At 64.7% G+C, this 14,420-nt stretch carries 16 protein-coding genes; 10 read left to right on the top strand and 6 right to left on the bottom strand.

Annotation, left to right across the window (positions count from 1 at the left end; genetic code table 11):
• Positions 1-20: 20 nt before the first annotated feature.
• From atpA to BLS74_RS09385, 6 genes are all read right to left on the bottom strand, one after another.
• The gene (gene atpA / locus BLS74_RS09410) at positions 21-1,574 is read right to left on the bottom strand and encodes a F0F1 ATP synthase subunit alpha (RefSeq protein WP_093104870.1); all 1,554 of its coding nucleotides are present in this window, start codon (positions 1,572-1,574) and stop codon (positions 21-23) included.
• Positions 1,575-1,610: 36 nt separating this feature from the next.
• On the bottom strand, positions 1,611-2,141 hold the full coding sequence (locus BLS74_RS09405) for a F0F1 ATP synthase subunit delta (RefSeq protein ID WP_093104868.1): 531 nt from the start codon (positions 2,139-2,141) through the stop codon (positions 1,611-1,613).
• An 8-nt stretch (positions 2,142-2,149) separates the two neighbouring features.
• Complete coding sequence (locus BLS74_RS09400; protein ID WP_093104866.1) at positions 2,150-2,620, bottom strand: F0F1 ATP synthase subunit B; 471 nt, start codon at positions 2,618-2,620, stop codon at positions 2,150-2,152.
• A gap of 80 nt (positions 2,621-2,700) precedes the next feature.
• Complete coding sequence (gene atpE, locus BLS74_RS09395) at positions 2,701-2,967, bottom strand: F0F1 ATP synthase subunit C (RefSeq protein ID WP_170855569.1); 267 nt, start codon at positions 2,965-2,967, stop codon at positions 2,701-2,703.
• A 58-nt stretch (positions 2,968-3,025) separates the two neighbouring features.
• On the bottom strand, positions 3,026-3,895 hold the full coding sequence (atpB, locus tag BLS74_RS09390; protein WP_093104864.1) for a F0F1 ATP synthase subunit A: 870 nt from the start codon (positions 3,893-3,895) through the stop codon (positions 3,026-3,028).
• 3 nt (positions 3,896-3,898) lie between these two features.
• Positions 3,899-4,399 carry an ATP synthase subunit I gene (locus tag BLS74_RS09385; protein WP_093104861.1) on the bottom strand — a complete coding sequence of 167 codons (501 nt, stop codon included), beginning with the start codon at positions 4,397-4,399 and terminating at the stop codon, positions 3,899-3,901.
• Positions 4,400-4,570: 171 nt separating this feature from the next.
• On the opposite strand from BLS74_RS09385, the gene BLS74_RS09380 reads away from it, so the two are divergent.
• The 10 genes from BLS74_RS09380 (at position 4,571) to BLS74_RS09335 (ending at position 14,300) form a co-directional block, all read left to right on the top strand.
• Complete coding sequence (locus BLS74_RS09380; protein WP_093104857.1) at positions 4,571-5,476, top strand: aminotransferase class IV; 906 nt, start codon at positions 4,571-4,573, stop codon at positions 5,474-5,476.
• A complete protein-coding gene (locus BLS74_RS09375; protein WP_093104854.1) occupies positions 5,473-5,769 on the top strand; it encodes a YbeD family protein in 297 nt (98 codons plus the stop codon). Before BLS74_RS09380 ends, BLS74_RS09375 begins: the two co-directional genes overlap by 4 nt.
• Complete coding sequence (gene lipB / locus BLS74_RS09370) at positions 5,766-6,446, top strand: lipoyl(octanoyl) transferase LipB (RefSeq protein WP_093105438.1); 681 nt, start codon at positions 5,766-5,768, stop codon at positions 6,444-6,446. Before BLS74_RS09375 ends, lipB begins: the two co-directional genes overlap by 4 nt.
• Before the next feature lie 19 nt (positions 6,447-6,465).
• The gene (gene lipA / locus BLS74_RS09365; RefSeq protein WP_093104852.1) at positions 6,466-7,449 is read left to right on the top strand and encodes a lipoyl synthase; all 984 of its coding nucleotides are present in this window, start codon (positions 6,466-6,468) and stop codon (positions 7,447-7,449) included.
• A 343-nt stretch (positions 7,450-7,792) separates the two neighbouring features.
• Positions 7,793-8,275: a type IV pilin protein gene (locus BLS74_RS09360; protein ID WP_093104849.1), complete on the top strand. Its 483-nt coding sequence runs from the start codon at positions 7,793-7,795 to the stop codon at positions 8,273-8,275.
• Positions 8,266-8,748, top strand: coding sequence for a GspH/FimT family pseudopilin (locus BLS74_RS09355; RefSeq protein ID WP_093104846.1), 483 nt, complete (start codon positions 8,266-8,268; stop codon positions 8,746-8,748). The genes BLS74_RS09360 and BLS74_RS09355 overlap by 10 nt, the downstream gene beginning before the upstream one ends.
• Positions 8,749-8,781: 33 nt before the next feature.
• On the top strand, positions 8,782-9,357 hold the full coding sequence (gene pilV, locus BLS74_RS09350; RefSeq protein ID WP_093105436.1) for a type IV pilus modification protein PilV: 576 nt from the start codon (positions 8,782-8,784) through the stop codon (positions 9,355-9,357).
• 8 nt (positions 9,358-9,365) lie between these two features.
• Positions 9,366-10,424, top strand: coding sequence for a PilW family protein (locus BLS74_RS09345; RefSeq protein WP_093104843.1), 1,059 nt, complete (start codon positions 9,366-9,368; stop codon positions 10,422-10,424).
• On the top strand, positions 10,421-10,972 hold the full coding sequence (locus BLS74_RS09340) for a pilus assembly PilX family protein (protein WP_139191661.1): 552 nt from the start codon (positions 10,421-10,423) through the stop codon (positions 10,970-10,972). Before BLS74_RS09345 ends, BLS74_RS09340 begins: the two co-directional genes overlap by 4 nt.
• A 19-nt stretch (positions 10,973-10,991) precedes the next feature.
• Entirely contained in the window at positions 10,992-14,300 is a 3,309-nt protein-coding gene (locus BLS74_RS09335; protein WP_093104836.1) for a pilus assembly protein, read from the top strand.
• The last annotated feature ends 120 nt before the right edge of the window (positions 14,301-14,420 follow it).

Genomic DNA, 14,420 nt, shown 5'->3' with positions numbered 1-14,420 from the left:
GGGGCTCCTTGCGTGGTCGATCAGGCGAACGACTTCTTGAACGCCGTGACGACGGCCGTCAGCTCGGCCTCGGTGTCCTTGTCGATCGCCTTGGCCTGCTCGATCTTGTCGAGCAAGGGGGCGTGGCTGGACTTGAGGAACTGGTGCAGGCCGTGTTCGAACGACAGCAGCTTCTTCACGTCGATGTCGTCCAGGAAGCCCTTGTTCACCGCGAACAGCGAGGCACCCATCAGCGAGATGGGCAGCGGGCTGTACTGGGCCTGCTTCAGCAGTTCGGTCACGCGGGCGCCGCGGTCGAGCTGCTTGCGGGTGGCTTCGTCGAGGTCGGAAGCAAACTGCGCGAAGGCCGCGAGTTCACGGTACTGCGCGAGGTCGGTACGGATACCACCGGACTGGGCCTTGATGACCTTGGTCTGCGCTGCCGAACCCACGCGCGACACCGAAATACCGGCATTGATGGCGGGACGGATGCCGGCGTTGAACAGGTTGGTTTCCAGGAAGATCTGGCCGTCGGTGATCGAGATCACGTTGGTCGGAACGAAAGCGGACACGTCGCCGGCCTGGGTTTCGATGATCGGCAGCGCGGTCAGCGAACCGGTCTTGCCCTTGACTTCACCTTTGGTGAAATCTTCAACGTACTTTTCGTTCACGCGAGCGGCACGTTCGAGCAGACGGCTGTGGAGATAGAACACGTCGCCGGGGTAGGCTTCGCGGCCCGGCGGGCGGCGCAGCAGCAGCGAGACCTGGCGGTAGGCCACGGCCTGCTTGGACAGGTCGTCATAGACGATTAGCGCGTCCTGGCCGCGGTCGCGGAAGTACTCGCCCATCGTGCAGCCCGAATACGCGCTCACGTACTGCATGGCGGCCGATTCGGAAGCCGAGGCGGCCACGACGATGGTGTAGTCCATCGCACCGGCCTGTTCCAGCGCGCGCACCACGTTCTTGATCGACGAAGCCTTCTGGCCGATCGCGACGTAGACGCAGGTCATGTTCTGACCCTTCTGATTGATGATCGCGTCGATCGCCACCGCGGTCTTGCCGGTCTGGCGGTCGCCGATGATCAGCTCGCGCTGGCCGCGGCCGATCGGCACCATCGAGTCGATGGACTTGAGGCCAGTCTGCATCGGCTGGTCGACCGACTTGCGGGCGATCACGCCCGGGGCGACCTTCTCGATCACGTCGGTCATCTTGGCGTTGATCGGACCCTTGCCGTCGATCGGCTGGCCCAGCGCGTTGACCACGCGGCCGATGAGCTCGGGGCCGACCGGCACTTCCAGGATGCGGCCCGTGCACTTGACGGTGTCGCCTTCCGAGATGTGCTCGTACTCGCCCAGAATCACGGCGCCGACCGAGTCGCGCTCGAGGTTCAGCGCCAGGCCGAAGGACGGCGTGCCGTCCGCCGTGGGCGGGAACTCGAGCATTTCGCCCTGCATCGCGTCCGACAGGCCGTGCACGCGCACGATGCCGTCGGTCACCGACACCACGGTGCCCTCGTTGCGGATGTTCGCGCTGACGCCGAGGCCTTCGATGCGGCTCTTGATCAGTTCGGAAATTTCTGCGGGATTGAGTTGCATGACTCTTTCCTTCTTTCTTTAAGGGGGCTGGCGGCCTCAGGCTGCCAGCGCAACTTTCATTTGTTCAAGGCGCGCTTTGACGGAAGTGTCGAGCACCTCGTCGCCGACCACCACACGAATGCCGCCGATCAGTGCCGGCTCCTGCTGGACCGTGACCTGCAGCTTGCGGCCGAAGCGCTTCTCGAGCGCCGCAGCAACGCCATTCAGCGCCGTGGCATCAATCGGGAAGGCGCTGTACACCACGGCATCGGACGAACCGCTTTGCGCATTCGCCAGGGCCCGGAACTGCTTCGCGATTTCCGGCAGCGCGGAAAAGCGCCCGTTCTCGAGCAGGGCCATCAGGAAGTTGTTGGCGGCGGGCGGCAGCGCCGAGCCGTACGCGCCGGCGATCACGTCCAGCACCTGCTCGGGCGTGACCTTGGGGTTGTCCGCGAACTGCTGGAGCTCCGGGCTGGCGGCGATGGCGGCGACTTTTTCGAGCCAGGCGCCGGCGCCTGCCAGGTCCGACGACGACGCCTTGAAAAGCGCTTCGGCGTAGGGACGTGCAATGGTGGCGAGTTCTGCCATGGCTTTGATCAGAGTTCGGTCTGCAGGCGGGCGAGCAAATCGGCGTGCACGGCCGGATTCACTTCCTTGCGCAGGATCTGCTCGGCGCCCTTGACGGCCAGCGCGGCAACCTGCTCGCGCAGCACCTCGCGCGCCTTCACGGCCTGCTGCTCGGCTTCGGCGCGAGCGGCGACGACGATCTTGTTGCCTTCTTCCGTGGCACGGGCCTTGGCCTCTTCAACGATGGCCTGCGCACGACGTTCGGCATCGGCAAGACGTTGCGCGGACTCGTTGCGCGCCTTGCCCAGTTCGACTTCCACCCGCTTGTCCGCATCGGACAGCGCGGCCTTGGCCTTGTCGGCAGCAGCCAGGCCATCGGCGATCTTCTGGGCACGCTCATCCAGCGCCTTGGCGATCGGCGGCCACACGAACTTCATCGTGAACCCGACAAGAATCAGGAACACGATCATCTGGACGATCAGGGTACCGGTAATGCTCACTTTTTACCCTCTCTGTGGGATTGAATCCGAAGCCGCTCCCCGAGGAACGACAGGGGTTCGACGAGAAAGCCTGGACCCGATTACTTCGGCAGGTTGGCGATTTGCGAGAGGAACGGGTTGGCCGTTGCGAACCACAGCGCGATACCGGTACCGATAATGAACGCGGCGTCGATCAGACCGGCCAGCAGGAACATCTTGGTTTGGAGTTCGCCCATGAGCTCGGGTTGGCGTGCGGCCGACTCGAGGTACTTGCTGCCCATGATGCCGATGCCGATACATGCGCCCACAGCGCCCAGACCGATGATCAGGCCGGCGGCCAGTGCAACAAAGCTAATAACTTCCATGATGACTCCTAGAGGACTTTGGTTGAAGAGAAAAGAAAAAACGAAAAACTAAAAGAGCGGATCAGTGGTGATCGTGCGCCTGGCCCACGTACACCAACGCCAGCATCATGAACACGAAGGCCTGCAGCGTGATGATCAGGATGTGGAAGATGGCCCACGCGGTGCCCGCGATGATGTGGCCCAGCGCCAGGAACACGCCCGTGGCCGACAGCGTCCAGGCGCCGCCCATCAGTGCGATGAGCAGGAAGATCAGTTCGCCGGCGTACATGTTGCCGAACAGACGCATGCCGTGCGACACAGTCTTGGCGATGAACTCGATCAGCTGCATCGCAAAGTTGAAGGGGTAGAGCGCCCAGTGATTGCCGAAGGGCGCGGTGAACAGCTCGTGAATCCAGCCGCCGAGGCCCTTGATCTTGATGTTGTAGAAGAGACAGATCAGCAGCACCGAGACCGACATGCCCATGGCGACCGACAGGTCGGCGGTGGGAACGACGCGCAGGTAGGCATGATGCGGGTCGCCGCCGGCCACGCCGAAGATCCAGCCCCAGATCGCCGGGAACAGATCGACCGGGAACAGGTCCATCGCATTGAGCATGAAGATCCACACGAAGATGGTCAGCGCCAGCGGCGCGACGAACTTGCGGCTGTTGGCGTTGTGGACGATGCCCTTGGCCTGCTGGTCGACCACTTCGATCAGGATCTCGACCGCGGCCTGGAAGCGGCCCGGGACGCCCGAGGTCGCCTTGCGCGCGGCCAACCACAGCACCCAGCAGCCCAGCACGCCGAGCAGGATCGAGAAGAACAGGGAGTCGAAGTTGAAAACCGAGAAGTCGGCAACACCTGCCGGCTTGGAGCTCTGAAGATGCGTCAAGTGGTGAACGATGTATTCACCAGCGGTCTGACCATGTTCCGCAGCGTTTTCAGCAGCCATCCGTTACTCGTCTTTAAGTTTCAAGCGCCTGGGAGCCAGCATCACCGCCACCCACGCCGCCTTCATTGTCACCACCAAGCCCACCAGCATCGCCGGCCAGCTCAGCGCCGTTACCAGCCTTGGCGCGGCGATCAGCATCGCCACCGTCAAGGCCATCTTGACCATTTCCCACAAAAAGAATCCGAACACCGCAGTGCCCGGATTCAGGGAAGAGAACCTTCCGGTGAGCCCCCGCGCGAACACCGCAGCGGGAATGACCACTGCCAGTGCGCCGTATCCGGCGGACCACCCCAGATTTTGCCTCCCTGTCAGGCCCCAGGCGGCCAACGCCACCAGCAGCCCCGCTCCGACCTGAACCGCGATCACGCGCCAGGGCGAGATCGACGGCTTCTTTTCGCGCAGCCGCTGGGCCTCTTCGGCGGTCAACGGCTTGAAGTCAGCATCCGGGTCTTGAGCGTCCTCTCGGACTTCCCTGTCTCTCACATCGCGGGCGATTGTTTTCATTTCGAATGAAGCCCGGATGACGACCCAGAATTTCTACAAAGCCATTGATTATAAGTAAAAACCCATGGCTCTCCGCCATGTTCCGGGCCGAGCTCGCAAAACATCCTTGCCCCGCGCTGCGGCAAGCGCGAGACGTTGGAAAGCACGGGAGTGCCCCCACCATAATCTCTTATGCACCCGATCGCCGACGCCCTCCCCGACTCCCTCTGCTACCTCGACGGCAGCTACGCGCCGCTCTCCGACACCAAGGTCAGCGTGCTCGACCGCGGCTTCATCTTCGGCGACGGCGTCTATGAAGTGGTGCCGGTCTATGGCGGCGTGCCTTTCTGCTTCGAGGAACACATGGCGCGGCTGGACCGCTCGCTGGGCGAGCTGCGCATCGCCAATCCGTTGACGCATGGGCAGTGGCACGCGATTGCGATGCGTCTCGTCGAGGCCAGCCCGCCTTCCGAGCGCGCGGCCGTGCAGGCCATCTACATCCAGGTCACGCGCGGCGTGGCCCCGCGCGAGCATGCGATGGTGCAGGGTCTCGTGCCCACCGTCTTCGTCATGCTGAACCCGATGAAGCCGGTGTCCGATGCGGCGCGCGCCAGGGGCGTCGCTTGCGTGAGCGCACACGACTTCCGCTGGCAGAAAGCCCACATCAAGAGCACCAGCCTGCTGGGCGCGGTGCTGGCGCGGCAGATCAGCGTCGAGGCCGGCGCGGCCGAGACCATCATGTTCCGCGGCGACTGGCTCAGCGAGGCCTCGTCGAGCAACGTCTGGGTGGTGAAGGACGGCACGGTCTATGGACCGCCCAAGGACGAGCTGGTGCTGGCCGGCATCCGCTACGGGTTGATCGAGCGCATCTGCGCCGAGGCGGACATCCCCTTCTCGCTGCGCCGCATTGCACGCGACGAAGTCTTCGGCGCCGACGAACTGCTGCTGTCCTCGGCCAGCAAGGAAGTGCTGCCGGTGGTCACGCTCGACGGCCAGACGATCGGATCGGGGCGTCCCGGCCCGGTCTTCCAGGCGCTGCATGCGGGCTACCAGAGGGCCATCGAGCGCAGCGCACAAGAGCAAGGAGTTCCTGCATGAGCACAGCCCCCGACACCCCACCGATCGACGCACGCAAGGAGTCGCTGATCGAGTACCCCTCGCAGTTTCCGATCAAGGTCATGGGCGTCAAGGCCGATGGCTTCGTGCATGCGGTCACGCTGATCGCCGAGCAGTTCGATCCGAACTTCGACGCCAGCACCATCGAACTGCGCAACAGCAAGGCCGGCAACTACCTCGGCGTGACCATCACCGTCACTGCCACCAGCCGCGAGCAGCTCGACGCCATCTACATGGCGCTGTCCGCGCATCCGATGGTCAAGGTGGTGCTCTGAGCAAAGCGCTCGAGGCCGTGTGGCTCGGCCGCGTCGCCTACGCGCCGACCTACGCGGCGATGCAGCAGGCGACGCGGGAGCGCACGCCCGACACCACCGATACGCTCTGGATCTGCGAGCACCCTCCGGTCTACACCCAGGGCCTGGCGGGCAAGGCCGACCATGTGCTGAACCCCGGCGACATCCCCGTCGTGCAGACCGACCGCGGCGGCCAGGTGACCTACCACGGCCCCGGCCAGGTGGTGGCTTATCCGCTGGTCGATCTGCGGCGCGCCGGCTACTACGTGAAGGAATACGTCTTTCGCATCGAGGAGTCAGTGATCCGCACGCTGGCGCACTTCGGCGTCACCGGCCACCGCGTGGGCGGCGCGCCGGGTATCTATGTGCGGCTTGACGACCCGTTTTCGCATGCCGCACTGACCGGCCCGACGCAACCCGCCGACCCCTTCCGCGGCCTGGGCAAGATCGCCGCGCTGGGCATCAAGGTCAGCCGCCATTGCACCTACCACGGCGTCGCGCTCAACGTCGCGATGGACCTGGAACCCTTCTCGCGCATCAACCCCTGCGGCTACGCAGGGCTCGAAACCGTCGATCTTTCTACAATCGGCGTTCAAACAACCTGGGACGAAGCCGCGCAGGTGCTGGCCAACAAGCTGGCCGCCTACCTCGCGCCTTGAGCCCCACTCAAGAGAAGCCATGAGCACCCTCGAAGTCGTCCGCGATGCCCAAGGTCCCGAAAGCTACAACCCCCTGGCCAAGCAGAAGGCCGCGGCCAAGCTGTCGCGCATCCCCGTCAAGGTGATCCAGCAGGGCGAAGTGCTCAAGAAGCCCGACTGGATCCGCGTCAGGGCCGGCAGCCCGACCACCCGCTTCTACGAGATCAAGCAGATCCTGCGCGAGAGCAACCTGCACACGGTGTGCGAGGAAGCCTCCTGCCCCAACATCGGCGAGTGCTTCGGCAACGGCACGGCCACCTTCATGATCATGGGCGACAAGTGCACACGGCGCTGCCCCTTCTGCGACGTCGGCCACGGCCGGCCCGATCCGCTGGACAAGGACGAGCCGCTCAACCTCGCGAAGACCATCGCCAAGCTGCGCCTCAAGTACGTGGTGATCACCAGCGTCGACCGCGACGACCTGCGCGACGGCGGCAGCCAGCACTTCGTCGACTGCATCCGCAACATCCGCGAGCTCTCGCCGCAAACCCAGATCGAGATCCTGGTGCCCGACTTCCGCGGCCGCGACGACCGCGCGCTCGAGATCCTCAAGGCCGCGCCGCCCGACGTGATGAACCACAACCTCGAGACCGCGCCGCGCCTCTACAAGGAAGCGCGCCCGGGCAGCGACTACCAGTTCAGCCTCAACCTCTTGAAGAAGTTCAAGGCCCTGCATCCCGAGGTGCCGACCAAGAGCGGCATCATGGTCGGCCTCGGAGAAACCGACGAAGAGATCCTGCAGGTCATGCGCGACATGCGCGCGCACGACATCGACATGCTGACCATCGGCCAGTACCTTGCGCCCAGCAGCAGCCACCTGCCGGTGCGCCGCTACGTGCACCCGGACACCTTCAAGATGTTCGAGGAAGAGGCCTACAAGATGGGCTTCAGCCATGCGGCGGTCGGCGCGATGGTGCGCAGCAGCTACCACGCCGACCAGCAGGCCCACGCGGCCGGGGTCTAGGCCTCGGGCGCAAGCCTGCCCGGGGGCTTCAGCGCGCGAGCGCACACGCCTCACACGCCAGTGCCAGCAAGTGCCTTGCGCACTCGGCCTGCTCAACGTAAAAAACCCACTGCGGATTCTCGAGGCGCGAGCAGATCGCGTGCGCCGTGGCCTGTGCGTGCGCGCCTCGTTTTTCGTCCATTTGGCAGGCCCCGAAGGCTGCGCCTTCACTGGCCCTGCCCAGGCGTGAACTTGTGCGCGAAAAGCCTTCTCGCGCATGAGCGATCGTCGAATGTGAATTTTTCACATTGTTACCATACAGTCACGTTTTGAAATTTCTGGGCGCTCGAAGGGATTGGCCTCCATGCATCAGTTTCTGGAACTGCCGTCGACTGCATTCACGCTGCCAAGCCGGCGTGCGCGCTGCAATGGGCGACGGCAATCGCGTGGCTTCACCCTGATCGAGTTGATGGTGACGGTGGCGATCGTCGCCATCCTGGCAGCGATCGCCTATCCCTCGTACACCAATTACATCGTTCGTTCTAATCGATCGGCCGCCCAGGGCTACATGCTCGAGCTCAGCAACCTGCAGCAGCGCTACCTTTTGGACGCGCGGATCTACGCCCCGAATCTGGCTGCGTTGAACTATCCACCTCCGTCGAATGTGTCGTCCAACTACACCATCGCGACGGCCCCCAAGACCGGCACGACACTGCCGGGATTCACGATCACCGCCACGCCGATCGGCGGTCAGCTCGCCAGGGACTCCGCCTGCGCGAATCTGACCATCGACGAAGCGGGAGCGAAGGGCGCGTCTGGCACCAGCGGAGCTCCGGGATGCTGGTAAGCCGTCGCCGCACGCGCCGCCACGTGCGCGGCTTCACCCTGATCGAACTGGTCACCGTGATCACGGTGATGGGCGTCCTCGCTGCTCTTGCGCTGCCCTCGTTTCGCGCCTTCGTTGCGAACCAGCGCATCCGCAACGTTTCCTTCGACTTGATGGCGGCGCTCACGCTCGCTCGCAGCGAAGCCGTGACCCGCAATCGCAGCGTCGATCTGACGAAGACAGGCGGCGCCTGGGATGAAGGCTGGACAGTGAAGGAAGGTACCAACGTCTTCCACAGCCAGCAGGCCTTCAAGAACCTCGCCATCAGCGACTCGAGCGACCTTGACGTCATCACCTATGGCAAGGACGGCCGCACCGTGACCACGAGCACCAAGTTCACCATCGCGCCGTCGCCCGCCATGGCAGGCGTCAATTCGCGCTGCATCTCCATCGGGCTGAGTGGCCTGCCAAGCAGCAGCATGGGGGCTTGCTAGATGCCGCCGCGCATTCCGGCTCGCGCGTGCCGCATGGCCGCCCCCCAGCATGGGGTCGCACTGATCGAAGTCCTGATCACGCTGGTGATCCTGCTCTTCGGGTTGCTCGGCCTGGCAGGCGTGAGCAGCCGCGCCAACGTTGCCGAGATGGAGGCCTACCAGCGGATCAAGGCCTTGCAGCTCGTGCAGGACATGGCCGATCGCCTCAATGCGAACCGGAAGGTCGCGAGCTGCTATTCGAATGGCGCCACCGGCGTGCAGTTGAGCGCGACCAGCACCACCGTGCCGGCCTGCACCGCCGGCAACGTGCAGCAGCAAACCCAGGTTGCTGCCGATCTCACGGCCTGGAAAGACTTGATCAATGGCCAGGCCGAAACCCAGTCGGGCGCCAAACTCGGCGCCATGATCGGAGCGATCGGCTGCGTGACCCTCGACGATGCCGCCAACAACATCTATCTGATCGCCGTGTCGTGGCAAGGCCTGGTCAAGACGGCCGCGCCGACCCTGACCGATGGCAGCACCGCGTTTCCCTGCGGTAACGGAGCCTACGGCGACGAGAAGTTGCACCGGGTGGTTACGACCAAGGTGCGGATCGGGGCGTTGTCGTGAGAGCGCGCATGCATTCCGGCTACCGGCGGCACAACCGCGGCTTCACGCTGGTCGAGCTGATGGTGGCCATCACGCTCGGCCTGTTCCTGATGATCGGCCTGATCAGCTTGCTGGTCTCGACCGTGGGCTCGCGCTCCGAGCTCGACAAGACCGGGCGCCAGATCGAAAACGGCCGCTACGCACTCCAGGTGCTCAGTGAAGACATCCAGATGGCCGGTTTCGTCGGCGCTTCCTCGAGCACCGCTTTCGCGACCGTGGCACCGGTGGCCTGCCCCACGAACGTCGCCGCCCTCGGCTACTTTGCAATGACGAGCCCGGGCACCTCCACTGTTCCCCTGCCGATCTACGGACTGAGCAGCACGCCGAGCTGCATCAGCAATGTCATGGCGGGCACCGCCATGTTGATCGTCACGCGCGTCAGCACCAACGTCGTGAGTCCCGCGTCGGCAGTCGCGGCCGAGGCCTACCTGCAGGTTTCCACCTGCTCGAACGACACGCTGCCCTTTGCGGCTGCAGCCGGCGCCTCTGCGGCCAGCTTCCCGCTGATGCAGAAGAGCTGTCTGCCGAGCAATCTTGCGCCACTGCGCAAGATCGTGCAGCACGTGTACTTCGTGAGCACCTGCAATGTGTGCGGCACCGACACCATTCCCACCCTCAAGATGGCCGAGTACCTGAACGGCGAGATGAAGATCACCCCGCTGGTCGAAGGCATCGAGAACCTGCAGCTCGACTACGGAATCGACATGGACGCCAACGGCTCCCCGGACTGCTACACCAGCAATCCGGCCAGCCCGCCGGCGACGGAAATCGCCGTCGCGGTGTGCCCGCAAACCACGCCGGCCTACGACTGGACCGTGGCGACGACCAACTGGGCCAACGTGATGGCCATTCGCATTCACGTGCTGGCGCGCAATACCGAGCCCAGCGGCGGCTGGACGGACGCCAGAACCTACGGCATGGGGCTGGCCGCGCCGACCGCAGGCCCCTTCAACGACGGCATCAAGCGCCACGTCTACAGCACGGTCGCGCGCCTGTACAACAGCTCCGGCCAGAGGGAAACACCATGAACCGCTCCAGGCGCAGCGCCGCGCCGCGCATGCAGGCAGGCGCCACCTTGCTGGTCTCGATGATCTTTCTGATGGTGATCACGCTGATCGTCGTTTCGTCCATCAAGGCCGTCAACGTCAACACCAAGCTGGTCGGCAACATGCAGACCCAGAAGGAGGCCGGCGCGGCGGCGCAGCAGGCGATCGAGAGCACGATCAGCACCGACTTCACTTCGCTGCCGACGCCCAGCACGTCGGTGATAGACATCAACAACAGCGGCCAGGCCGGCTCGGCCTACACCGTCGAAGTGCCGGCGCCACTTTGCACTGGTGTCAAGCCGATCAAGCTGAGCGAGCTGGACGCCACCAACACGGACGACCAGCCCTGCTATGCCAGCGGCGCTTCGCAGAACACGGGCATCGTCGGCTCGGGCGCGAGCGGCAATTCGCTGTGCTCGAACTCGAACTGGGAAGTCAATGCCACCGCCACGCCGCCCGGGAGCACGGAGTCGGCCCCGACCGTGCACCAGGGCATCGCCGTGCGCGTGGCCGTTGGCGCCGCATGCTGATCAATCAGGAGTAGGACCGATGCGCCCCTCACAATTTTCGCAACTGGGTGCCTTGGCCCTGCTGACCCTGGCCAGCGCCGCGGTACGGGCCGAGGACATCGACATCTACCAGGGCACATCCGGCGGTGGCGCCCCGAACATGCTGATCATTCTCGACAACGCGGCGGCGGCCAGTGCCAGTTCGAGCTTCACATGCCCATCCCTGACGGTCAACGACCCGAACAAGAACCTCGGCTTCGAACAATGCGGCCTGCACAGCGCGGTCTCCAAGATCGGGAGCAACGCCGCACTCAACGGCAACATCAATCTGGGCTTGATGTACTTCCCGGGGGGCCCCACCGACGGCGGCACCTTCGTCCTGCCCGCCGCATCGCCGGCGCCCGGCTCGCTGCTTCTCATGGACGGCGCCAGCTCCGACAACAGCAAGGGCGTCGGCAAGATGCTGCGGCGCATCGAGGCGCTGAGTCTCAGCGACGACAAGGGCAACAACAACCAGATCGCGCAGGCGATGCAGGAAGCGTGGGCCTTCTACCAGGGCAAGACCGGCCTCTCGGGCACCAGCTACCCGGGGCTGGCGAACCAGCAAGCCTGCGGCAGGAACTTCGTTCTCTACATCACGCTCGCCACCAGCAACCAGAAGCCGCAGGACGGCGGCAACCTGGGCGGCACGGCCTTGCAGACCGCAGCAGGCCTGAGCGCACTGCCTGCGCAATTGGCGCTGCCGGGCTGGAAGTCGCAGCTTTCCTCCAAGACGGCCTCCGGCAAGTACCGCAGCGACTATGCGGACGAATGGGCGAACTTCATGTACACGGGCAGCTCGCCCAATCTTGCGACAACGTACCCGGGGATCACGACCTACACCATCATCCTCAGCGATGGCAGCAATCCCGACTACGAACAGCTCATGGTCAGCATGGCCAACCAGGGTGGCGGAAAGTATTTCCTGGTCGAGCTCGGAAACGTCCAGGCCCTGATCGACGCCATCGGCCAGGTCTTCAACGAGGTGCAGGCCGTCAACAGCGTGTTCGCGGCACCGGTGCTGCCGGTGAGCGCCAACACGCAAGGCACCTACCTCAACCAGATCTACATGGGCATGTTCCGCCCCGACGGCGACGTCAACCCGCGCTGGCAGGGCAACCTCAAGCAATACCAGTTCGGCGTCGACATCAGCGACCCGACGGCGCCGCAGTTGTTCCTCGCCGACGCCTCCTGGGGCACGTACTCGATCGGCACCAACGCCAACCGGGCACTGAGCGCAGCGGGCACGGGCTTCATCTCGCCGTCGGCAGTGAGCTTCTGGACCTCCAAGTCCATCGCTTCCCTGCCCGACTCCCAGGGCGGCTTCTGGCTCAACGCCTTCAAGGAGCAAGGCGCCAAGGACGGGTACGACTGGGAGGATGGGCAGGTCGTCGAGAAGGGTGGCGTCGGGCAACAGATTCGGCTCAAGTACCTGACAGACAGCTATTCGGCCACCGCGGCCGTCACGACGCCCACCACCGCGCGCAACGTATTTACCTGCATCGGCACCGGTTGCAGCGCCAATGCGGCCTTGAGCACGATGCCCTTCAAGGCCGACAACACGAATCTCAGCTCGACGGCCCTGGGCATCACGGACAGCAAGGTGACCCCGGCCAACCTGATCAACTGGGTACGCGGGGAAGACACCTACGCGGCCGGCGACGCCGCAGCGGGCCGGGAATCGAGCAGCCCGCCCGACGCCAGCATCAAGATCCGCGGCTCGGTGCACGGCGACGTCCTGCATTCCCGCCCTGCGGTGATCAACTACGGCGGCACGACAGGCGTGGTGGTGTTCTACGGCGCCAACGACGGCATGTTCCGCGCCATCAACGGCAATCAGCCGAACAACCCCACCGACACCAGCAAGCCCAAGGGCAACTGCACGGTGTCGTCGACCTGCGCCCTCACCATGAAGGACGCTACCGGCGCCACCACCAGCATCCCGCCGGGCGGCGAGTTGTGGAGCTTCGTGCCCTCGGAGTTCTACCCGGGCCTGCAGCGGCTCTACGAAAACAGTCCGACCCTGAAGCTGGGCACCTTGACCACCGGCACCCCGAAGAACTACTTCTTCGACGGCGCACCCAGCGTCTACCAGAACAGCGCCACCGGGAAAGCCTACATCTTCCTCTCGGCACGCCGCGGCGGCCGCCTGCTCTATGCGCTCGACGTGAGCGATCCCACGAACCCCAAGTTCATGTGGAAGCGCAGCAATGCCGACACAAACTTCGCGGAACTCGGGCAGACATGGTCCCAGCCGAAGGTGGCAATGATCAAGGGCAATGCCAACCCGGTGCTGATCTTCGGTGCGGGCTACGACACCAACGAGGATGTCGAGCCGCCCAACGCCGACACCATGGGCCGCGGGATCTTCATCGTCGACGCGGTGACCGGCAACGTGCTGTGGCAGGCCGGCCCGGGCGGCGCAGGCAGCAGCTGCACGGGCAACCCTTGCAAGCTGGCCGAGATGACTTACTCGATCCCCGCCGACGTCACGCTGGTGGATCGCGACTTCGATGGCCTCATCGACCGGCTCTATGCGGCCGATACCGGCGGCAACATCTGGCGCGTGGACCTTCAGCCCACCGGCAGCGGCGACGTGAGCACCTGGCAGGCCACCCACCTCGCCGCTCTGGGCGGAAGCGGCGCCACCAAGCGCAAGTTCTTCTTTCCGCCGGACGTGGTGCTGACGAAGACCTACGACGTGGTGCTCGACATCACCGGTGACCGGGAGCACCCGCTGCTGACCCACAAGGCCAACGGCATCGTGAACCGCTTCTACATGATCAAGGACACCAAGGTCGGCATGAGCGCGAGCGGCTGGACGCCGGTGCGCGACGACACCAGCAGCAGCGCCGACCTCGCGCCGACGGCGCTGTTCAAGGCCACCAACACGATTCCGTACGACGGCTCGCTCAACGGCTTCTACGTCACCCTGGCCGGCGCTGGAGAAAAAGGCGTGAACGCGCCGACGACCGTCGGCGGCCTGGTCTACTTCGGCACCAACCAGCCCATCGTTCCCAGCAGCACCACTTGCCAGGCCAATCTCGGCACGGCACGCAGCTATTCGGTGAACTTCCTCACCGGCGCTTCGAGCTTCCGTGTGCTCGACGGCGGCGGGCTGGCGCCATCGCCCGTCTTCGGCATCGTCACGGTCAACGTCGGCGGCACGGACCGCCAGCTGCCCTTCCTGATCGGCGGCGGCGGTGGCTCCGGCGCCGACGGCAAGTCCGGCCTGGGGGCGCAAAAGCCGGTCATCCCGATCAAGAACGTACGCAAACGGACCTACTGGTATCGAGAGACGGACCGCTGAGGCGGCGGATGCCGAAGCCGGCGTCCGATCACCTCCTGCCGTTGGCATCCTTGGCCGCCAGGACTTCGGTATCCTGTGCGTGCCACATCCTTCTCACCACGTATGACCGACTTCCAGGCG

Source organism: Variovorax sp. CF079 (assembly GCF_900101545.1).
GTDB lineage: Bacteria > Pseudomonadota > Gammaproteobacteria > Burkholderiales > Burkholderiaceae_C > Variovorax.
The sequence above is the reverse complement of the archived record's forward strand: the minus strand, read 5'-3'. Positions and strand labels throughout refer to the sequence as shown.